Origin of the sequence: Burkholderia cepacia GG4 (assembly GCF_000292915.1) — a bacterium.
GTDB classification, from domain to species: domain Bacteria; phylum Pseudomonadota; class Gammaproteobacteria; order Burkholderiales; family Burkholderiaceae; genus Burkholderia; species Burkholderia cepacia_D.
The window spans coordinates 1,193,797-1,214,253 of sequence record NC_018514.1 but is presented as its reverse complement, the minus strand read 5'-3'; the positions used below and the strand labels follow the sequence as shown (position 1 = coordinate 1,214,253).

The window sequence follows — 20,457 nt, the reverse complement described above, 5'->3', positions numbered from 1 at the left end:
CGGCAGTCGGCGGCCGGTCTGGCGGGCCTGCCGACAGGAATCGGGCGTCGCCACGCGAAGATTGCAGTCCCCAACCCGGTGGCTCCACGAACGGTCGCCGGCACAGCAAAACAGCGCCCGGCACACCGAGGCGCGCCGCACCGCTTCCGGCGGAGGCGGACAGAGTGGAGAAGACATGGTTTCTGGAAACGAGAAGGACGGCCTGAAGCGGGGGCTGAAGAACCGGCACATCCAGCTGATCGCCCTCGGCGGCGCGCTCGGCACGGGGCTGTTCCTCGGCATCGCGCAGACGATCAAGATGGCCGGCCCGTCCGTGCTGCTCGGCTACGCGGTGGCCGGCGTCGTCGCGTTCTTCATCATGCGCCAGCTCGGCGAGATGGTCGTCGACGAGCCCGTCGCCGGCTCGTTCAGCTATTTCGCCGACAAGTACGTCGGCCACTTCACCGGCTTCCTGTCCGGCTGGAACTACTGGGTGCTGTACATCCTCGTGAGCATGGCCGAGCTGTCGGCCGTCGGGATCTACGTGCAGTACTGGTGGCCGGGCGTGCCGACCTGGGTGTCGGCGCTGGTGTTCTTCGTCGCGATCAACCTCCTCAACCTGGCGAGCGTGAAGTCGTACGGCGAGACGGAATTCTGGTTCTCGATCATCAAGGTCGCCGCGATCGTCGGGATGATCGGCTTCGGCGGCTGGCTGCTCGCGAGCGGCCATGCGGGGCCGGAAGCGAGCGTCGCGAACCTGTGGCAGCACGGCGGCTTCTTCCCGAACGGCGTGTCGGGGCTCGTGATGTCGATGGCGGCGATCATGTTCTCGTTCGGCGGGCTGGAGCTGATCGGCATCACCGCGGCCGAGGCCGATGATCCGAAACACAGCATTCCGCGCGCGACCAACCAGGTGATCTACCGGATCCTGATTTTCTACATCGGCGCGCTCGCCGTGCTGCTGTCGCTGTATCCGTGGGAAAAGGTCGTCACCGGCGGCAGCCCGTTCGTGCTGATCTTCCACGCGCTCAGCAGCAACCTGGTCGCGAACGTGCTGAACGTGGTCGTGCTGACGGCGGCGCTGTCGGTCTACAACAGCGGCGTGTACAGCAACAGCCGGATGCTGTTCGGCCTCGCGAAGCAGGGCAACGCGCCGAAGGTGCTGTGCTCGGTGAACAAGCGCGGCATTCCGCTCGCCGCGCTCGGCGCGTCGGCGCTCGCGACCGGCCTGTGCGTGCTGGTCAACTACTTCATGCCGGGCAAGGCGTTCGAGGTGCTGATGGGCCTCGTCGTGTCGGCGCTGATCATCAACTGGGCGATGATCACCCTGATCCACCTGAAGTTCCGCCAGGCCAAGCGCATCGCCGGGGAGCAGACTTCCTTCCGCAGTCTGGGCTATCCTTTCACGAATTACCTGTGCCTGGCGTTCATGGCCGGCATTCTCGTCGTGATGTACCTGACGCCGGATCTCCGCCTGTCGGTGTACCTGATCCCCGTATGGCTCGCGGTGCTCGCGATCGGGTATCGCTTCCGTCAGAAGAATGCAGGCTACGCGGTGCGCGACGGCGCGTCCGTGCGCTGACCCAGGCCAGAACCGATCATTCTTCCAAACGAGACCGACATAGCCATGTTCGAACACATTGACGCGTACCCGGGCGACCCGATCCTGACGCTCAACGAGAACTTCCAGAAAGACCCGCGCGATCAGAAGGTCAACCTGAGCATCGGCATCTATTTCGACGCCGAAGGCCGGATTCCCGTGATGGGTGCCGTGCGCGAAGCCGAAACCGCGCTGCAGCGGGACCTCGGCCCGAAGCCCTACCTGCCGATGGTCGGTCTCGCCGCGTATCGCGACGCCGTGCAGGCGCTCGTGTTCGGCGCCGATCACCCGGCGCGTGCGGCCGGCCGCATCGCGACCGTGCAGACGCTCGGCGGCTCGGGCGCGCTGAAGGTGGGCGCCGATTTCCTGAAGCGCTACTTCCCGGACGCGCAGGTGTGGCTCAGCGATCCGAGCTGGGAAAACCACCGCTTCATCTTCGAGCGTGCCGGCTTCACGGTGAACACCTACCCGTACTACGACGAAGCGACGGGCGGCCTGAAGTTCGACGCGATGCTCGCGGCGATCGACGCGCTGCCGGCACGCAGCATCGTGCTGCTGCACGCGTGCTGCCATAACCCGACGGGCGTCGATCTCGACCAAGGCCAGTGGGAGAAGCTGATCGACGTGATCGAGGCGCGCGGGCTGCTGCCGTTCGTCGACATGGCGTACCAGGGCTTCGGCGCCGGCCTCGACGCGGACGCGTTCGCGGTGCGCGAACTGGCCCGCCGCGGCGTGCCGGCGCTCGTCGCGAACTCGTTCTCGAAGAACTTCTCGCTGTACGGCGAGCGCGTCGGCGGCCTGAGCGTCGTCTGCGAGGATGCGGCCGCGGCCGACCGCGTGCTCGGCCAGCTGGCCGGCGCGGTGCGTTCGAACTACAGCAACCCGCAAACCTACGGCGCGAAGGTCGTGGCAACCGTGCTCAACACGCCCGAGCTGCGCAAGCAGTGGGAAGAAGAGCTCGCCGCGATGTGCCGCCGCATCGCGCGGATGCGCCAGTCGATCCATGACGGCCTGCGCGACCACGTCAGCGGCGAAGCACTGACGCGCTACGTGAAGCAGCGCGGGATGTTCACGTACACGGGCCTGACCGAATCGCAGGTCGAAGCGCTGCGTGAAGTGCACGGCGTGTACGTCCTGCGTTCGGGCCGGATGTGCGTCGCGGGCCTGAATGATTCGAACGTCGGCATCGTCGCGGATGCGATCGGCAAGGTGCTGAAGAGCGGCGTCTGAGCGGCCCGCCCCGGGCGCCCGATCGCATCGCCGGAACCGGCTGTCTCCCTGGTGGGGGGCAGCCGGTTTTTTCTTGCGCGGCGTCGGCGCAGCGGTACGATGGGGGATCGAACCCACGACGAAGGAGTGGCATGGCTATTCGAATCGTACGGCTCGGCACGCCGCGTGCTGCCGGCGAGGGCCTGAGGATCGGCACGGTGCGGCGGCCGCCGCGCGGGGTACCGAAAGCGGAGTTCGCATCGCGCAACTACTATGATGTGTGGCTGCCGACGCTGTCGCCGAGCCCCGAGCTCGTCGCGCAGGCGCTGGCCGTCGAGACCGACGCGCAATGGCGTGCGTTCACGCGCCACTTCCGCGCGGAGATGGCGCACGGCGACGCGTCGAAAGTGCTGGACCTGCTGGCGGCGCTGTCGGCGACGACCGCGTTTTCGATCGGCTGCTATTGCGAGGACGAGCACCGCTGCCATCGCAGCGTGCTGCGCGAGTTGCTGGCGGAGCGCGGCGCGGCGATCGCCGCGGACGCGGGCTGAACACCCGCCCGCGGTGCGATCGCGGCGTCGCATCGTGCAATGCAGCGAACCGCTTGACGTGGGTCAAGCGCGCGGCGGTGCATGCCACTATGCTCATGTCATGGGAGCGTCTCCACGATGACAGGCGGACAGATGCAGATTGCCTTTCCACCGGAACCGCCCGAATATTGCGCACGCGATCTCGTCGTTGCGTTTTCGGCGCTGGTCGACGGCCGCTGCGTGCAGTGCGCGATCACGGCCGAAGCGCTGGAAGACCATTTCGGCGCGCCGTCGCTGCTCGAACGTGACCTGCTGGGCGCGTTCGAAGCGCACCGGTCGGCGATCGAGGCGATGGCACGACGGATGCTCGACGAAATCGGCGGCCGGCCGGTGTTGTTGCACAGCGGGCATTTCCGGCTCGACGACTGACACCCCAGGAGGGGCGCATGACACTGCAGGGCACTATTCATGAGCGCGACTGGTCGGTCGAGGTCGAGACGCGGGCATGCGAATCGGGCGAGTTCCGCTGCCGCGTGTCGGTCGAGCACGGCACCGGGCCGGCGCGCTTCCACCACACGTTCGAGCACAGTCATGCGTACCCGACCGAGCACGAGGCGGCGATCGAAGGGCTGCGGGCCGGGATGACGTGGATCGAAATGAAGGCGTCGCAGATATTCAGCGTGTGAACGGCCTCGCGCCGGCGGATGCGCGAATGCAATGCCCGCAGCGGTCGCGGCGCGCGACACGCGTGCCGCCGGATGGCGGTACGGGCGGATCAGGGAATCAGGGGACAGGCAGCGCGGTCGACGAGCGGGCAACCCCGTCAGGAGGAACGACATGGGCGTGGGCATGCAGATCGTCTGCGTCGGATTCGCGGGGTCCGCCGCACTCGAAGCGGAAGCGGGCGCGCAGCTGGTGCGGCTCGAACGATTCCGCGCACGGCTCGACGATTGCCATCTGGCGATCGAGTCGCGCACGACCGTCGACGGCGGCCGGACCTACGACGTGCGGCTGGAGCTGGTCATGCACGGGCACGCGCCGGCAGCGCTGCCGTGCTTCACCGGCGACGACGTGAACGAGATGCTGCACCGCGCGTTCGCGCTGGCGGAACAGGCGCTGTCCGTGTCGCAGGCGGGCAAGCCTGCCGTGCTCGCGATGCGTGCGGTCGCGGCGGGCGATGCCGCGCGCTGACGCATGCCGTGCCGCGCGTCAGACCCGCGCGAGCGCCGGTGCGTCGATGATCCGTACGCGCTTGCCGCGCGTTTCGACCAGCGATTCCCGATGGAACCGCGAGAACATCCGGCTGACGGTCTCGAGCTTCATCCCGAGATAGCAGCCGATTTCCTCGCGCGTCATCCGCAGGTTGAATTCCGATGCCGAATAGCCGCGCGCCTCGAAGCGCGACGACAGGTTCAGCAGGAAATGCGCGACACGCTGCTCGGCCGACATGGTGCCGAGCAACAGCATCTGGCTCGATTCCCGGACGATCTCGCTGCTCAGCATCTGGTAGAGAAAATGCTGCATCGACTTCATTTCGCGGCACGCCGCCTCGAGCGCGCCGAACGGGATGATGCAGACGACGCTGTCCTCGAGCGCGATCGCGTCGCAGCAGTGCTGGCCGCCGCCGATACCGTCCATCCCGAGCGTTTCGCCGGCGATCTGGAACCCCGTCACGTGCTCGCGGCCGTCGCGATGCATCATCACCGTCTTGAACGAGCCCGCGCGCACCGCGTAGATGCTGTGGAACGGATCATCGGTGCGGAACAGCGCGTCGCCCTGCCGAACCTGGCGGGTCGAGCAGATGATCGCGTCGAGCCGGCCGTACTCGGCCGGCGTCAGGTGCGGCGGCAGGCACATCGAGCGCATCGAGCAGACCGAGCAGCGCGCGGCAGGTTGCTTCGCGGCGTCGGTGCGCGCGACCGCACGAAGCGGCATCGTGGGCCTAGGCGCGACGGCCGGGTCGGCGGCGCAGGCGGTGGCAGTAGACATGAGTCACTCCGGCTCGGTCAGGGGTGCTGCGCGCGAGCGTGCACCAGGGATTCGATGACGCGGCACGCGGCGTCGAATTCGGCGGTCTTGTCGAAGAAATAGTCGGCTCCGGCCGTCGCGCATGCCTCTCTGAATGCCGGCGCCGAATGGTTCGTCAGCACGATCGTGACGATGCGCGGCGCGGCCTTCGACAGCATCCCGATCAGGTCGAGACCGCTGCCGTCCGCGAGCCGCAGGTCGACGATCACGACATCCGCGTGGCTGCTGCGGATGTGCGCCAATGCGTCCTGGCCGTCTTCCGCCTCGCCGACGACCACGACGCCGCGGATCGCGCCGACGAGCAGCGCGATCCGTTGCCGGACGGCAATGGCGTGATCGACGAGAAACACCCTGAGCGCGGCGGCGGAGGACAGGCTGGCATTCATGCCGGCAGTATCGTGTTGTGCCGCCAAAAATGAAATCGGCCGAATTGGAAGTTCGTGTAGGCCGCTTCGCCGCGTTGTAGGGTGTTTCCTACAACGCGTACGGGGAAGTGGAGGCGCCCCGGGCGGGGGTGCCGGACGCGCGGCGCGCAGCCGGCGGATGCCCGCGCCGGCCGTCGCCGCCGCCGAATCAGCCAGCCCGGCGCGCGTCCAGCGCGTCGCGCGCCGTGCGGCACGCGGCCAGATCCCACGCGGCGCAGCCGACGCTCTTGAACAGCAGCGGCCCGCTGCGCTCGAATGCGCCGCGCAGCACGTCGGCGAGCGACGCGACGCGCTGCCAGTCGACCTGAGCGACGATCAGGTCGCCGGCCTCGTGGCGCGCGCCAGCCAGATCGTCGACGACGAGCCGGCTATGGCGCACGGTGTCGGCGTCGATCTCGGCGGCGTCCGCGGTGAACGCGCCGACCCCGACCACCAGGCGGCCTTCGCGCGCCGCTTCGCGATAGACGGGCGTGCGGCTCGTGGTCAGCGTGACGACGACATCGATCGCATCGGGAATCGCGTCGCCGTCGAGCGGCGCGAGCCGCGGCGCCTGCGCACGGTGCGCGGCGCAGAACGCGGCCGCACCGTCGGCGCTCGTGCCGCGCACATGCAGGCGCGCGTCCGGAAAGATCGCCGCGAGCGCTTCCGCGTGATTGGCCGCCTGCTTGCCGGTGCCGATCAGCAGGATGTCGCGCGGCGCGGCGCCGTGCAGTGCCTGGATGCCGAGCGCGGTGATGGCCGCCGTGCGGCGGCCCGTGACCGTCGGGCCGTCGAGCACGAAGCGCATCTCGCCCGTCGTTGCGTCGTACGCGCTCACCTGGCCGAGGATCGTCGGCAGACCGAGTGCGCCGTTGCCGGGGCACACGTTCACGAGCTTGTGGCTCGCCAGGTCGCGCGCGCTCGACGGCATCGACAGCATCACGCCGCCCGCCTGCAGCGGCACGACCAGCCGTTCAGGGCTGACGATCTCGCCCGCCGCGTATTCGGCGACGGTGCGCCTGAGCGTGGCGAGCAGCGCCGGGTAGTCGAGCAGCGCGGCCGTTTCGGTCGCATCGAAAGCGGGAATCCGGGAAAGGGCGGTCATCGTGTTCGTCGGTTGCGTCGCTGGGCGTGGACGGCGAGCGCATGCCGCGCTCGCCACGGAGGCTGCAAGGTACAGCATGGACAGCCCGTCTGGATCGAATTTATACCAATTTATGCCGCCTCTGCAACCGGGAAAAGTCAGCAGACGGCCGTTTTTGGTTCTAATATCCGTCCAGATGGGTCGCCGTGCCGGTCGGTGCCGGGCCGCTCCGGTATAGTGCGAACCCATTCCACTTCCACGTCCTTGACCGGGCAGGAGCCCCAGATGATGACCGCGCGTCCCGAATCACTCGAAGCCGGTTTCCGGCCGCTGCAGATCTACGAGCAGGTCGCCGAGAAGATCCGCGACGAGATCCGCGCGGGGCGCTATGCGGCCGATTCGCGGCTGCCGTCGGAACGCGAACTCGCGGCGCTGTTCCAGGTCGGCCGACCGGCCGTGCGCGAGGCGCTCGGCGCGTTGCAGAACGAAGGCCTCGTGTTCACGAAGCGCAATTCGGGCACCTACGTCGTGCCGGCGCCGCTCGACGTGCTCGCGCAGCGCGGCGACACCCAGAGTGCGTCCGACGCCGACTTCAGCCCGACGTCGACGCTCGACGTGCGGCTCATTCTCGAGCCCGCGATCGCGCGCCTCGCGGCCGCGCACGGCCGCGCCGACCCCGTCGCCGAAGGCTATCTCGCGCAGATGGAAACGGTCACCGATGTCGACGATCCGCATCAGCGCGCGCTTTGGAACGAGAGCGACCGGTTGTTCCACCGGCAACTCGCGCTGATGACCGGCGATGCGCTGATCGTGAAGATCGCGGACGAAGTCGCGAGGACGATGGACCAGCCGCTGTGGAAGCGGCTGAAGGACGACGGGATCTACGACGCGGGCCGGATCCGGCTCTACGTGTCGGAGCACCGTCTGATCTACGAGGCGATCGTGTCCGGCGACGCCGATGCGGCCGCGTTCTATGTGGAGCAGCACATTCTCCGCGTGCGGCGCGACATCGCGCCGAAGTAAGGCACAGCCATCAGATCATTCTGGTCTTGAAATTGACCAAAATTCCTAGGATTATTTTGAAATCGCTTGCATAGCGACCACGTGTGTCCTACATTGGTTTCACACTAAACCAATCAGGAGACACCATGCGACACTTCGTTACCGCGCTCTCGGTGGCCGTTGCCGCCGGCGCGCTGACTTCCGCGCACGCGCAGGAAGTCGTGATGATCGGCCATTCGGCGCCGCTGACCGGCCCGCAGGCCGCCAACGGCAAGGACAACGAAAACGGTGCGCGGCTCGCTGTTGACGAGCTCAACAAGGCGGGTGTGAAGGTCGCCGGCAAGACCGTCACGTTCAAGCTGGTGTCCGATGACGACCAGGCCGATCCGAAGGCGGGCGTGCAGGTCGCACAGAACCTGGTCGACAAGGGTATCGTCGCGGTGCTCGGGCCGTACAACTCGGGCGTCGCGATTCCCGCCTCGCGCGTGTATTCCACCGCCGGCGTGCCGATGCTGCCGGTCGCGTCGAATCCGGCGCTCACGCGGCAGGGCTTCAAGAATATCTTCCGGATCGGCGCGAGCGACGAACAGCTCGGCGGCACGATGGCGACCTTCGCCGCCAAGACACTGAACGCGAAAACCGCCGCGGTCATCGACGATCGCACCGCATACGGGCAGGGCGTCGCCGAGCAGTTCATGAACGTCGCGAAGGCGAACGGGATCAAGATCGTCGACCAGGAATACACGAGCTCGTCGGCCACCGATTTCCTCGGCATTCTTACCAAGATCAAGGCCAGCAATCCCGACGTGATCTTCCTTGGCGGCTATGCGGCGCAGGGCGCGCCGATGGCGAAGCAGATGAAGCAGCGCGGGTTGCGCGCGAAGCTGCTCGGCGGCGACGGCATCTGCTCGGCCGACATGGGCAAGGTCGCGGGCGAAGCGGCTTCGATCGTCTACTGCGCGCAGGGCGGCGTCGCGCTCGAGAAGACGCCGGCCGGCCGGGAATTCCTGAAGAAGTATCACGACAGCTATCACACGGATCCGCAGGTCTACGGCGTCAACTACTACGACGGCATGAAACTGCTCGCCGACGCGATGGTCAAGGCCGGCACGACCACCGACAAGGCGAAGCTGATCGCGCAGCTGGCGAAGTCGAACTATGCGGGCGTCGCCGGCACCTACTCGTTCGACGAGCGCGGCGACCTGAAGGGCGCGCCGACGACCGTCTACGTGATCCGCAACGGCCTGCCCGAGCCGTACGCGAAGTAACCGTCACCGGACGGCGGCCGCACCGCCGTCCCTCGTCTTCACGCTTCAGAGTTCCCATGAAAATTTCCCGATCCCTTTCCACCGTCGAAGTCCATACCGGCGGCGAAGCGTTCCGCATCGTCACGAGCGGGCTCCCGCGCCTGCCGGGCGACACGATCGTCCAGCGCCGCGCGTGGCTCAAGGAGAATGCCGACGAGATCCGCCGCGCGCTGATGTTCGAACCGCGCGGCCACGCCGACATGTACGGCGGCTACCTGACCGAACCGGTGTCACCGAACGCCGATTTCGGCGTGATCTTCGTGCACAACGAAGGCTACAGCGACCATTGCGGGCATGGCGTGATCGCGCTGTCGACCGCGGCGGTCGAACTCGGCTGGGTGCAGCGCACGGTGCCGGAAACGCGGGTCGGCATCGACGCGCCGTGCGGCTTCATCGAAGCATTCGTGAAATGGGACGGCGAGCACGCGGGGCCGGTGCGCTTCGTCAACGTGCCGTCGTTCATCTGGCAGCGCGACGTGTCGGTCGACACGCCGTCGTTCGGCACCGTGACCGGCGACATCGCGTACGGCGGCGCGTTCTACTTCTACGTCGACGGCGCGCCGTTCGACCTGCCGGTGCGCGAATCGGCGGTGGAAAAGCTGATCCGCTTCGGCGCGGAAGTGAAGGCCGCCGCGAACGTGAAGTATCCGGTCGTGCATCCGGAGATTCCGGAAATCAACCATATCTACGGCACGATCATCGCGAACGCGCCGCGCCATCCGGGCTCGACGCAGGCGAACTGCTGCGTGTTCGCGGATCGCGAGGTCGATCGCTCGCCGACCGGCTCCGGCACCGGCGGCCGCGTCGCGCAGCTCTACCAGCGCGGGCTGCTCGCGGCCGGCGACACGCTCGTCAACGAATCGATCGTCGGCACGGTGTTCAAGGGGCGCGTGCTGCGCGAAACGACGGTCGGCGACATCCCGGCCGTGATCCCGGAAGTGGAGGGCAGCGCGCACATCTGCGGATTCGCGAACTGGATCGTCGACGAGCGCGATCCGCTGACCTACGGCTTTCTCGTGCGCTGACCGTCGGCGCACGGCTCCCCCGTTGTACCAGGCTTGGCGCGCGCTCCCGTTGCGGGGCGCGCGCTTTTTTTGCGCGTAGGCGAGCGCGGCCGGACGTCGTTCGTGCGTGCACCGGACAGCCAGCAGTCGGTGTGCCGCGCGAGTTTTGGTACGATGCAGCCTTTCCAGCAGATCCCCCACCCGCGTGAATCGCCGAAACGTGTCGTCAGTGCGTGACCTCTGTGCCAAATGGGTCGCGCGCGCCCAACCCGTCGCGGCCGCTGCCGCCGTGCCCGTCAAGCGTGTCCTGGCCAGCGCCTGGCACCATCTCCGCCATCCGACGCGCCGCAGCGTGCTGCTCGCGGCCGCCGCCGTGCCGGCGCTGTTCGCGCTGTACGTGGTCGTGCTGATTCCGTTCACGCCAGGCATCGGCGACATCCGCAAGGCGCGCGTCGACCAGCCCGCGCAGGTGCTGTCCGCCGACGGCAAGCTGCTGGCGGAATTCAAGCCGTCGAACCGCGAGTGGGTGCCGCTCAAGCAGATTTCGCCGCACATGGTCGACGCGCTGATCGCGACCGAGGACCATCGCTTCTACGAGCATCATGGCCTCGACTGGAAGCGCACGGCGTCGGCCGCGCTTCACACGTTCTCGGGCGACCGCCAGGGCGGCTCGACGATCACGCAGCAGCTCGCGCGCAACCTGTATCCGGACGAGATCGGCCGCGCGCCGACGCTCACGCGCAAGGTGAAGGAGGCGATCACCGCGCTGAAGATCGAGGCCATCTACAGCAAGGACCAGATCCTCGAGACTTACCTGAACACGGTGCCGTTCCTGTACAACGCGTACGGTGTCGAGATGGCCGCGCGCACCTACTTCGACAAGTCCGCCGACGAGCTCGACGTGCTCGACAGCGCGACGCTCGTCGGGATGCTGAAGGGCAACAGCTACTACAACCCGGTGCTGAACCCCGAGCGCGCGCTGCAGCGCCGCAACACGGTGCTCGGCCAGATGGTGAAGTACGGCAAGCTGTCGCCCGCGCAATTCGCGCAACTGCAGCGCCGGCCGCTGCGCATCGACTTCGAGCGCCAGAAGGAGCCGCCCGGGCCCGCCCCGCACTTCGCGCAGCAGCTGCGCAAGTGGCTGATCGGCTGGGCCGACCGCAACGACTACAACATCTACTCCGACGGGCTGATCGTGCGTACCACGATCGATTCGCGGCTGCAGCAGATGGCGACCCAGGCGCTGACGCTGCAGGCGAACCAGTTGCAGGGGATCGCGAACAACGCATGGAGCGGCCGCGACGGCTGCGGCACCGACAACGAGGTGTTCCGCACCTTCATGCGCGAGTCGCCCGAGTACAAGGCCGCGCAGGATGCCGGCAAGAACGATGCGGCCGCGATGAAGCAGCTCGCCGCTGATCGCGGCTTCCTGCGCGCGCTGTGCAAGACGAAGACCGACGTGCAGGCCGGTTTCATCGCGATCGATCCGCGCGACGGGCAGATCCGCGCGTGGGTCGGCAGCCGCGACTTCACCAACGAGCCGTTCGATCACGTCGCGCAGGCACGGCGTCAGCCGGGTTCGACCTTCAAGCCGTTCGTCTATGGCGTCGCGTTCGCGAACGGGATGAAGCCGGACGACACGTTCGTCGACCAGGCGGTCGAGATCCCGATGAAGGGCGGCGAGGTGTGGCGGCCGAACGACGACGTGCCGCCGTCGGGCAAGCCGATGACGCTGCGCGACGCGGTCGCGCTGTCGCGCAACCGGATCACCGCGCAGGTGATGGAGAAAGTCGGGCCGGCGGCCGTGGCGCGGCTCGCGCGCGACATGGGCGTGCGCGAAAGCCCGCTCGAGCGCGTGCCGTCGCTCGCGCTCGGCACGAGCCCGGTGACGCTGAAGGAGATGGTCGCGTCGTACGCGACGATCGCGAACGGCGGGCTTTACGTCGAGCCGCAGATGGTGACGCGCATCGAGAATCGCCAGGGCGCCGTGCTCGCCGAATACGCGTCGGCGCCGCCCGAGCGCGCGCTCGACGCCGAAACCGACAAGACGCTGCTCGACGTGATGCGCGACGTCGTGACGCGCGGCACCGGCGGCAGCATTCGCACGCGCTTCGGGATTCGCGGCGACGTGGCCGGCAAGACCGGTACGACGCAGGACAACGCCGACGGCTGGTTCATCCTGATGCAGCCCGGCCTCGTCGCCGGCGCGTGGGTCGGCTTCGACGACGGCCGCGTGACGCTGCGCAGCGACTACTGGGGGCAGGGTGCGCACAGCGCGCTGCCGATCGTCGGCGACTTTTTCCAGCGCGCGCAGCGCGCACGGATCGTCGACGCGAAGATGAAATTCGATACCGAGCCGTCGCCGGGCTGGTTCGCGTCGGTGCGCGAACGCGTGACGGACCTGTTCGACGGATGGTTCAGGCCCGAGCCGAAGAAGGCGCCGGTGTCCGTCAGGACGCAGCGTATCGAGCGTCAGCCCGAGGCCGACGCGGAGGCGGCGTCGGCCGCTTCCGCGGCATCGGCGCCCGCTGCGGCATCCGGCGGCATCGTCGAGGAGTGGGTCCCGGCGTCCGAGGTTGCTGCGTCGGCCGCGGCGCTGTCGGCGGGGGCGTCGCAACCGCAGCCCGCGCAGCCGCCGGCAACGGGCGGCGGCAGTGCGGGCCTTGGCGCCGCGCCGGCTGTCGCGCCTTCGGCCACGCCGGCCCCGGCCCCGGCCCCGGCCCCGGTCTCACCCGACTCGAGCAGCGGTTCGGAGTAAGCAGCGGTTCAGAATTCGCGCGAAGCTGCCGTAATCAAGTTGTCACGACAGCTCGCGCGATCGCTCCGCGCTTTTCCGATGCGGCATCCCACCGACTATGTCGCGCTCGCGCGCGACGATCTCGCCGCCGGCGTCCCGCTCGGCTTCGATCTCTACGATGCCGACGGCGCCGCGCTGCTGCCAGCCGGCACGACACTGCGCGATGCCGCGCAGCATGCTTTCCTGTTCGACCATTTCCGGCCGGTACGCCGGCGCGATGACGCTGCAACCGATCCGCACGTGCACGGCGCGCCGGCGCCCGCCACGCGCATGGACTTGTCGGCGGGCGCCGCGATCGGCATCCGCCGGCGGGTCGGCGCGACGCGCGCGCTGCAACGCTGCCGGCTGATCGGCAGCGCTGCGTCGGGTGCGCTGTTCGTCGAGCCGCAGCCGGCGGCCGTGCTCGATTTCGCGCGCGGGGACGACATCGAAGCGGTCGCGATCGGCCGTGCCGCGGTGTTCCGTTTCGGCGCGACGATCGAGTCGGTGCAGGCGCCGGGCGCCGCGCCGTTCATGATCCTGTCGCCGCCCGGCTTCGTCGACCGGCTGCGCACGCGTGCGGAGCCGCGCGTGCCGGTGCGGATCGCCGCCTGCTGCACCGCCGGCGCGGACGGGGTGGAAGTCATCGGGATGGTGCACGACATCAGCCTGAGCGGGCTGTCGCTTGCCGCCGACCGGCCGATCGCGGCGACCGGCGAGCCGCTACGCGTGCTGCTGCCGTATGCGCTGGGCGAACGCGTCGAGCGGTTGGTGCTCGATGCCACGGTGCGGGCCACCCATGCCGATCCGGCGGCGTCGGCGCTGACGCTTCATCACGCGGCGTTCGGCGCAACCAGTGCCGACGACCTGGTGCGCCTCAAGGCGCTGCTGTTCGACCGGCTGATGGCGTCGGCGGATTCCGATCACCTGCGCTGACACGCGGCCGCAGCGCGCCGGGGGCCGGGCCGTGCGGCATTTCGCGCATGAACGCCGATAATCATCGGACGAATAGGCTTATTCCCGTCCGATTGTCCGGTTTGGGTCAACAGTGAATTCGTGATTTAAGTATTTACCCTGATGGCGGTGCCTCCTAGACTTCTACTCATGCGCAACGACTACCGAGTCCGAAGCGCCTGACAAAACAATCTGGAGGTAACGCATCATGAAATCGCTGATCAAGGCAGTTGCACTGGCCGCTCTGGTGGCCGCACCGGTCGTGTCGTTCGCTCAATCGAACCAGCAGCCGCTGACGCGCGCGCAAGTGCGCGCCGAGCTGGCCCAGCTCGAAAAGGCCGGTTACAACCCGAACGACTGGATGAACTACCCGGAAAACATCCAGGCCGCCCAGGCGAAGATCGCTGCCGCGCAGAACACCGGCGCGCAAGCTGACGCAACGGGCTACGGCGCGAACCCGGTCGCGACGTCGCAGGCGGGGCAGCGCGTGGTCGTGCCGGCCGCTGCCGACCGTTCGTCGCTGTACTTCGGTCACTAAGCCGGCACGCACCCGCGACGGGTGTCCCGGTAGTCGCTTCCCCGAAACCCGCGCACGACATACGTGCGCGGGTTTTTCATTGGTGCGGCCTCGAACGAGAAGCGGCGCGCGCGGTGCGGCCGATCGGCATCACGATCCGGCGCCCGCGTGGCGGGCACGGCTCGCGAGCACGGCACCGACACCGCCGAGGATCGCGGCCGACGCGAGCGCGAGCCGCCATGTCGGCTGTTCCGACAAGAACAGCACGGCGCCGCACGCGGCGATCGGCGGCACGGACAACTGGACCGCCGCGGCGCGCATCGCCGTCAGGTGTCGCAGCGCGGCATACCAGATCACGTAACCGATGCCCGACGTCAGTGCGCCGGAAAGCACGGCGAGCGCGGCGCCGGCCGGTGTCAGGTGGATGCGGGCGACGAGCGCGGCGCTCAACGCGAGTGCCATTGGCGCGGCCCGCAGGAAATTGCCAGCGGTCGCGGCGACCGGATCGGCCGGTCGACGGCCCCGTATCGAATAGATTCCCCACGCGACGCCGGCGGCCGTCATCAGTGCAGCGCCGCTCGGCGACGGTGCGGCCAGCCCCGGCGATACGAGATACAGCAATCCGCCCAGCGCGGCGCCGAATCCGGCCCAGCCCGCGGGGGCGAACCGTTCGCCGGCGCGCCATCCTGCCGCGAACATCGTCAGCTGCACCGCGCCGAACAGGATCAGCGCGCCGGTTGCGGCGCTGACGGTCAGGTACGCAAACGAGAAGCACGCGACATACGCGAACAGCATCGCCGCCGCGGGCCAGTCTGCGGGCTGGGCGGGCCGCCGCGCACCCGCGCGCGCGACGATCGCGAGCATCAGCGCGCCCGACACGAGGCGCAGGCTGCCGAAGCTGGCCGCATCGATCCGTCCGGCCTGCAGGGCGAGCCGGCACAGCAGCGAATTCGATGCAAACGCAAGCATCGCGACCGACGTCAGCGCGACGACGCGCACGCCCGGCCGCACGTGCGACTCGAATGCGGAGGCGGGCGGGCGCATCGCGGGCCTCACGCGTGGCCGGCGACGATCAGCACGGCCGCGCCGAACAGCGCGACGCCGAGCGGCGCGGTGAGTTGCCGCCCCCACACGGCGTTCTTTTCGACGGCCATCAGCGCGGCGAGCGACAGCATCCAGCCGAGACTGCCGGCACCGACGACGAACATCAGCAGCATCAGCGCCCAGCAGCACCCGACGCAGAAGAGTCCATGACTGGCGCCCAGCGCGAACGCGTTCCGCAACGGCGTGCGGCCGCGCCAGCGGCCGATCACGAAACCGAGAGGCGTGCGGCAACGGTCGAGACAGCGCGCCTTCAACCCGCTGAACTGAAACGCGCCGGCGAGCGCGAATACGGCCGCGCCGATCAGCCAGCCGCGCCACGCCAGCGCCGGCACGTGCGCGACGCCCGTCAGCAGCAGCGTGTGCAGGCCGTGTGCGACGAGCCCGAAGCCGCTCCAGGCGGCCACGTAACCGAGGCCGACGAGTGCGAGCAGCCATGCCCGGTCGGGGCGGCCCGATACGACGCGCGCGAACGTGTCGAACAGCGACAGCGTCGTCGGCAGCATCATCGCGAGGATCATCAGCGTCCAGGCCGCCGCGTCGAACACGGCCGGCAGCCACCACGCACCGCCCGGCAGCGCGCGGCACAGCGTGCTGAACGGCAGGGACGACGTGTCGTCGCCGTGCGCGAGATAGCGTCCGTACGGGCTGCGCGTCCACGCCCACAGCGTGACCCATGCGAACCCGACGAGACTCGCGAGCACGAGCGGAAACAGGCGCCGGTGCAACCGCGCGGCCATGATCGTTCAGGCGCGATCGCGATTCAGGCGTCGAACAGGAACGTGCTCTGCAGCGCGTTGTGATCCTTCAGATCGACGTCGATGCCGATCGCCGCGTTCTTCGACCGGTAGACGGGTGCCTTGCCGACGAACACGGGCGCGCCGGGCACCGTCGAGAACACGGTGTCGGTCAGCGTGGTCTGCGCGCCGCTCGGACCGAGATACGGCTCGAGTTCCGCGTGGTAGTCGGTGCCGATCGACAGCGTGCCGCGGGCGCCGACGACATCGAACCTGATCGGCGCACGCTCGATCGACACCACCTTGCCGATCAGTTTCGCGAGCTCGGCGATCGGACCGCCGGCCTGGCCCGTATAGACCTTGAGCAGCGCCTGCTCCTGCGCATCGGACGCCGTGTCGCTGACGTAGATCGCGGCCGTCCAGTTGCCTTGCAGGATGTTGCCCGGCACGCGACACACCGCGGCGATCGTGTTGCCGCCGACGTCGACGCCGTCGACGGTGCCCTTGTCGACATGCCATGCGACGATGGTGTCGCACACGCCGAAATCCGGATCCTCGCCGATCCAGCACGGGCACAGTACGCGACAGTTGCAGACCTCGAGCAGACGGCCTTCCAGGTGGTAGCTCATGATTTCCTCCAGATGAGCGATGGCGCTTGCGCGTTGTGCTGGGCGGAGGAAACCGGCTGACGACACGTCATGCCCGCTCGGCGTCGCGAACGCGAAATGCGCTGAGGATTGCTGCGGAAGCGAAGACGGGATGCGTGCAATAGCGCGAGCCTGAAACGGCGTACCAATTTCCCAGTGTAGGCGTGAGGGGCCGATATGCAAGGCGCCGGCTGACAACCATCCGCGCGTGCGCTAGCATCGCGGACGGTGTTGCCGCGCGCCGAGGCGCGGCAGGGCAACCGGCACCGGGTTCCACGACTTCAACGAACAACAAACCAGGAGCATCCATGCGTGTCTTGACCGGTCTGCTGTGCTCGCTGGCGCTGGCGGCGAACGTTGCCCACGCGCAGGCGAATTGTGCGGACGCGAAGGATCAGGCGGCGATGACGGTGTGTGCCGACCGCGCGTACAAGAAATCCGACGCGGAGCTGAACCGCACCTACCAGGCCGTTACTGCACGCCTGCGCGATGCCAGGCCGCTCGCCGAGAAGCTCGTGAATGCGCAGCGCGCGTGGATCGCCTACCGCGATGCCGAATGCAATTTCTCCAGCGCGAACGCCGAGGGCGGCAGCGTGTATCCGATGGTCGTGTCGACCTGCCTCGACGATCTGACCAAGACCCGCAACGAGACGCTGAAGGGTTACCTGTCCTGCGAGGAAGGCGATCTCGCGTGCCCGGTGCCCGCCAAGTAACCGCCGTACCTCGTTCAACCGGCCGCGGGTCGCGTGGCCGGCGCAGGCCGCCGGTTTCGGCGGCTAGACGTCGTCCGTTTCGTCGAGCAGCTTGTGTCGCATCGCGTAACGGACCAGCGCGGCTTCGTGCGGCATCTGCATCTTTTCCAGGATCCGCGTCTTGTAGGTGCTGACCGTCTTCGCGCTCACGCACAGCGCCTGCGCGATCTCGGTCAGCGTCTGCCCGGCGGCGATGCGCCGGAATACGTCGAATTCGCGATCGGACAGCCGCTGGTGCGGCAGCGTCTCGGCCGGCTCGTTCAGGCTCTGCGCGAACTGCTCGGCCATCGCGAGGCTCACGTAGACGCCGCCCGACGCGACCTTGGTGACCGCGCCGACCAGCTCGGCGCTCGCGCTTTCCTTCGTCAGATAGCCCGACGCGCCCGCGCGGAACGCGCGCACCGCGTATTGCTGTTCCGCGTGCATCGTCAGCACGAGCACGCGCAGCGCGGGCTTCTCGTCCTTGATCTGCTTGATCAGCTCGACGCCGTTGCGGCCCGGCATCGACAGGTCGAGTACCAGCACCTGCGCGGGTGTCGAACGAACCAGCGCGATCGTCGACGGGCCGTCGCACGCTTCGCCGGCCACTTCGAAACCGGTGGCATTCTGGAGAATGTGCCGCAGACCGTCGCGCACGAGCGTATGGTCGTCGGCGATGAGCACCTTGATCATGTGAGGGTGGTTTCCTGTTGAACGGTACTGAGCGGAAACGCGACGGTGATCGAGAAGCCGCGCGCGAGCGCGGTGTCGATCGTCACGGTGCCGCCCAGCATGTGTGCGCGTTCGCGAATGCCGATCAGGCCGAACGATTTGTCCTCGTGGGCCTGACCGCCCGGCGCCGCGCCGCGGCCGTTGTCCGCGACGCGCAACACGCAGAAGCCTTCCTCGACGTCGAGCCGCAGCGCGACGCGCGTCGCATCCGCATGCCGCGCGACGTTCGTCAGCGCTTCCTGGACGATGCGGAACAGCGTGGTCGCGCCGGCGCTGGTGAACGTGAGGCCACCTGTTTCGATGTGGCGTTCGACATCGATTCCGTAGCGGTTCGTGAAATCGTTCGCGAGCCACTCGATCGCCGGCACGAGGCCGAGATCGTCGAGCATCACGGGGCGCAGGTCGGCCGCGATGCGCCGTACCGACGCGACGGTCGTGTCGATCAGCCGGCGCATGCCCTGCAGGTGCGACAGCGTGTCGTCGCCGGGTTGCGCGTGGCCCGGCGCACGCAGTTGCTGCTCGACGACCGACAGGTCCATCTTCAGCGCGGTGAGTTGCTGGCCGAGATCGTCGTGCAGTTCGCGCGCGATACGGGTTTTCTCTTCCTCGCGCACGTTCTGCAGGTTCGCCGACAGTTCGCGCAGTTCCTCGCGCGACTGCTTCAGCGCATTCTCGGCGCGCTGCCGCTCGGTGATGTCGCGCAGCATGACCGTATAGAGCTTGCCCGACGCATCGCGGATCTGCGAAATCGATGCCTCGATCGGGAATTCCTCGCCATTGCCGCGCAGCCCGAACAGCACGCGCTGCCGCCCCATCTGCCGCTCGGAAACGCCGGTCACGCCGAACTGGTCGACGTGCTTCGCGTGCGCGGCGCGGAACCGCTCGGGGATGAAGCGTGACAGCGGCGCGCCGATCGCCTCCATTGCGGATACGCCGAACACCTGCTCGGCCATCGGGTTGAAGATCACGACCGTCTGCTTCTCGTCGATCGTGATGATTGCCTCCATCGACGAACGGATGATGCCCATCATCCGCGCCTCGTTGAGGATGCCGCGGCTGCTGGCGCCGGCATCGGCGCCACCGGCGCGGCCGCGCAGCAGGGCATGGACGAGCACCGCGAACGCGAACGACGCGATCAGCCCCGCGGCGAGCACCGTGCCCGCCGCGCGCTGCGCGCCGGTCGCGCTCGGCCGGCCGTCGGCGGAATAGGCGAGCATCAGCACGGTGCCGCCGAAATTCAGCTGGTCGGTGCGCCGCATCAGGTCGGGCGATGCCGACGCTTCGTCGGTCGTCGTCTCGGCGCTCGCGATCGGGTGCGGATCGTCGCCGGCAGTCAGCCGCAGGTCGAGCCCGCGTTCCGCGTCGAGCGCGCGCTCGACCAGGCGATTCGGACTGACTTCCGCGAACAGCATTCCGTCGGCGCCGGCTTCACGGGCGCCGGTTGGGGCGATGCCCGCGCGCGCTGACGCAGTCGCGGGCAGGAACAGCGTGAGGATGCGCGTATCGCGGGACGTATCGTCGTCGGCCGGATGGATGCCGAGGGCGACGTCGCCGTTGCGCAGCGCGTGCGCCAGCGGCGCGGCATCCGACGCGCCGAAGTGCACGCCGGCCGGGCTCGACGACGGCGCGCTGAGCGTCGCGACCGCGAGCGGGCCGGCCGGCAGCGGCGCCGCGCCGGCGAGTGCGCCGCGCGTGGCAGGCGGCAAGGGGGCATAACCGATCTGCCTGACCGGCAAACGGCCGCTGTCGAGATCGAGCGTCTCGGCATACCGGCGCCATTGTTCGGGCGTCATCCGGGGCGCGAGCATGAAGGCGCCGCGCGCGCTCTCGAGCACGGCGACGCCGGCTTGCAGTTCGTGGCGCAGCATCGCCGTCACGTGCGTCGTGCGTCGTTCGAAGCGCGTATGGACGGCGCCTTGCCACTGCTCGCGCACGAGCAGTGCGACGCCGAGCGACAGCGCCGCGCCGGCGAATAGCGTAACGACGCCGGCCGCGAGCGGCTGGCGTAACATGGTCTGGATGCGCGTGGGCCCTCGGGCGTCACGCGACGGGGTTCCACTGGCGGTCATTCGATGGCCATTCTGGTGTCGGGGCCGCCCGTGGCACTCGGGCAGC

The 20,457-nt window shown here is 68.5% G+C and carries 21 protein-coding genes; 13 read left to right on the top strand and 8 right to left on the bottom strand.

The features are described from left to right. Positions 1–175 precede the first annotated feature (175 nt). The 6 genes from GEM_RS21200 to GEM_RS21175 all read left to right on the top strand — a co-directional run bounded on the left by GEM_RS21200 (position 176) and on the right by GEM_RS21175 (position 4,509). Positions 176–1,561: an amino acid permease gene (locus GEM_RS21200; protein ID WP_014899440.1), complete on the top strand. Its 1,386-nt coding sequence runs from the start codon at positions 176–178 to the stop codon at positions 1,559–1,561. 45 nt (positions 1,562–1,606) lie between these two features. Continuing rightward, on the top strand, positions 1,607–2,809 hold the full coding sequence (locus GEM_RS21195; RefSeq protein ID WP_014899439.1) for an amino acid aminotransferase: 1,203 nt from the start codon (positions 1,607–1,609) through the stop codon (positions 2,807–2,809). Between the two features lie 131 nt (positions 2,810–2,940). Further along, positions 2,941–3,339 carry a DUF488 domain-containing protein gene (locus tag GEM_RS21190; protein ID WP_014899438.1) on the top strand — a complete coding sequence of 133 codons (399 nt, stop codon included), beginning with the start codon at positions 2,941–2,943 and terminating at the stop codon, positions 3,337–3,339. Between the two features lie 117 nt (positions 3,340–3,456). Beyond that, on the top strand, positions 3,457–3,747 hold the full coding sequence (locus tag GEM_RS21185; RefSeq protein WP_014899437.1) for a DUF1488 domain-containing protein: 291 nt from the start codon (positions 3,457–3,459) through the stop codon (positions 3,745–3,747). Between the two features lie 17 nt (positions 3,748–3,764). Further along, a complete protein-coding gene (locus GEM_RS21180) occupies positions 3,765–4,004 on the top strand; it encodes a hypothetical protein (protein WP_014899436.1) in 240 nt (79 codons plus the stop codon). Between the two features lie 151 nt (positions 4,005–4,155). Continuing rightward, the gene (locus tag GEM_RS21175; protein WP_014899435.1) at positions 4,156–4,509 is read left to right on the top strand and encodes a hypothetical protein; all 354 of its coding nucleotides are present in this window, start codon (positions 4,156–4,158) and stop codon (positions 4,507–4,509) included. 18 nt (positions 4,510–4,527) lie between these two features. On the opposite strand, the gene GEM_RS21170 is transcribed toward GEM_RS21175, so the two are convergent. The 3 genes from GEM_RS21170 to lhpI form a co-directional block, all read right to left on the bottom strand. Then, positions 4,528–5,307: a helix-turn-helix domain-containing protein gene (locus GEM_RS21170; protein ID WP_014899434.1), complete on the bottom strand. Its 780-nt coding sequence runs from the start codon at positions 5,305–5,307 to the stop codon at positions 4,528–4,530. Positions 5,308–5,324: 17 nt separating this feature from the next. Next, a complete protein-coding gene (locus GEM_RS21165) occupies positions 5,325–5,732 on the bottom strand; it encodes a response regulator transcription factor (protein WP_014899433.1) in 408 nt (135 codons plus the stop codon). 187 nt (positions 5,733–5,919) lie between these two features. Continuing rightward, positions 5,920–6,855 carry a bifunctional Delta(1)-pyrroline-2-carboxylate/Delta(1)-piperideine-2-carboxylate reductase gene (gene lhpI, locus GEM_RS21160; protein ID WP_014899432.1) on the bottom strand — a complete coding sequence of 312 codons (936 nt, stop codon included), beginning with the start codon at positions 6,853–6,855 and terminating at the stop codon, positions 5,920–5,922. 264 nt (positions 6,856–7,119) lie between these two features. Here lhpI and GEM_RS21155 point away from each other — a divergent pair, with 264 nt between their 5' ends. The 6 genes from GEM_RS21155 (at position 7,120) to GEM_RS21130 (ending at position 14,415) form a co-directional block, all read left to right on the top strand. After that, the gene (locus GEM_RS21155; protein ID WP_014899431.1) at positions 7,120–7,857 is read left to right on the top strand and encodes a FadR/GntR family transcriptional regulator; all 738 of its coding nucleotides are present in this window, start codon (positions 7,120–7,122) and stop codon (positions 7,855–7,857) included. A gap of 125 nt (positions 7,858–7,982) precedes the next feature. Then, a complete protein-coding gene (locus GEM_RS21150; protein WP_014899430.1) occupies positions 7,983–9,104 on the top strand; it encodes a branched-chain amino acid ABC transporter substrate-binding protein in 1,122 nt (373 codons plus the stop codon). 56 nt (positions 9,105–9,160) lie between these two features. Further along, positions 9,161–10,168 (top strand): trans-3-hydroxy-L-proline dehydratase, encoded by a 1,008-nt coding sequence (lhpH, locus tag GEM_RS21145; protein WP_014899429.1) that lies wholly within the window; start codon positions 9,161–9,163, stop codon positions 10,166–10,168. 199 nt (positions 10,169–10,367) lie between these two features. Then, the gene (locus GEM_RS21140) at positions 10,368–12,905 is read left to right on the top strand and encodes a penicillin-binding protein 1A (RefSeq protein WP_080599458.1); all 2,538 of its coding nucleotides are present in this window, start codon (positions 10,368–10,370) and stop codon (positions 12,903–12,905) included. Positions 12,906–12,983: 78 nt separating this feature from the next. Beyond that, positions 12,984–13,859: a PilZ domain-containing protein gene (locus tag GEM_RS21135; RefSeq protein ID WP_014899427.1), complete on the top strand. Its 876-nt coding sequence runs from the start codon at positions 12,984–12,986 to the stop codon at positions 13,857–13,859. Between the two features lie 226 nt (positions 13,860–14,085). Next, the gene (locus GEM_RS21130) at positions 14,086–14,415 is read left to right on the top strand and encodes a DUF4148 domain-containing protein (RefSeq protein WP_014899426.1); all 330 of its coding nucleotides are present in this window, start codon (positions 14,086–14,088) and stop codon (positions 14,413–14,415) included. Between the two features lie 129 nt (positions 14,416–14,544). On the opposite strand, the gene GEM_RS21125 is transcribed toward GEM_RS21130, so the two are convergent. From GEM_RS21125 to GEM_RS21115, 3 genes are read right to left on the bottom strand one after another with little or no spacing between them, the layout of a single operon-like run. Continuing rightward, entirely contained in the window at positions 14,545–15,438 is an 894-nt protein-coding gene (locus GEM_RS21125; protein WP_014899425.1) for a DMT family transporter, read from the bottom strand. 8 nt (positions 15,439–15,446) lie between these two features. Further along, the gene (locus GEM_RS21120; RefSeq protein ID WP_014899424.1) at positions 15,447–16,235 is read right to left on the bottom strand and encodes a DUF2182 domain-containing protein; all 789 of its coding nucleotides are present in this window, start codon (positions 16,233–16,235) and stop codon (positions 15,447–15,449) included. Positions 16,236–16,258: 23 nt separating this feature from the next. Then, positions 16,259–16,861 carry a DUF1326 domain-containing protein gene (locus tag GEM_RS21115; protein WP_014899423.1) on the bottom strand — a complete coding sequence of 201 codons (603 nt, stop codon included), beginning with the start codon at positions 16,859–16,861 and terminating at the stop codon, positions 16,259–16,261. A 326-nt stretch (positions 16,862–17,187) separates the two neighbouring features. Between GEM_RS21115 and GEM_RS21110 the strand changes: the two genes are divergently transcribed. Further along, on the top strand, positions 17,188–17,592 hold the full coding sequence (locus GEM_RS21110; protein ID WP_014899422.1) for a lysozyme inhibitor LprI family protein: 405 nt from the start codon (positions 17,188–17,190) through the stop codon (positions 17,590–17,592). A 63-nt stretch (positions 17,593–17,655) separates the two neighbouring features. Here the strand turns inward: GEM_RS21110 and GEM_RS21105 are convergent, their stop codons facing one another. Both GEM_RS21105 and GEM_RS21100 read right to left on the bottom strand, forming a co-directional pair. Continuing rightward, the gene (locus GEM_RS21105) at positions 17,656–18,303 is read right to left on the bottom strand and encodes a response regulator transcription factor (RefSeq protein ID WP_006755659.1); all 648 of its coding nucleotides are present in this window, start codon (positions 18,301–18,303) and stop codon (positions 17,656–17,658) included. Then, a complete protein-coding gene (locus GEM_RS21100) occupies positions 18,300–20,411 on the bottom strand; it encodes a PAS domain-containing sensor histidine kinase (protein ID WP_041490777.1) in 2,112 nt (703 codons plus the stop codon). The genes GEM_RS21105 and GEM_RS21100 overlap by 4 nt, the downstream gene beginning before the upstream one ends. Positions 20,412–20,457: the final 46 nt, after the last annotated feature.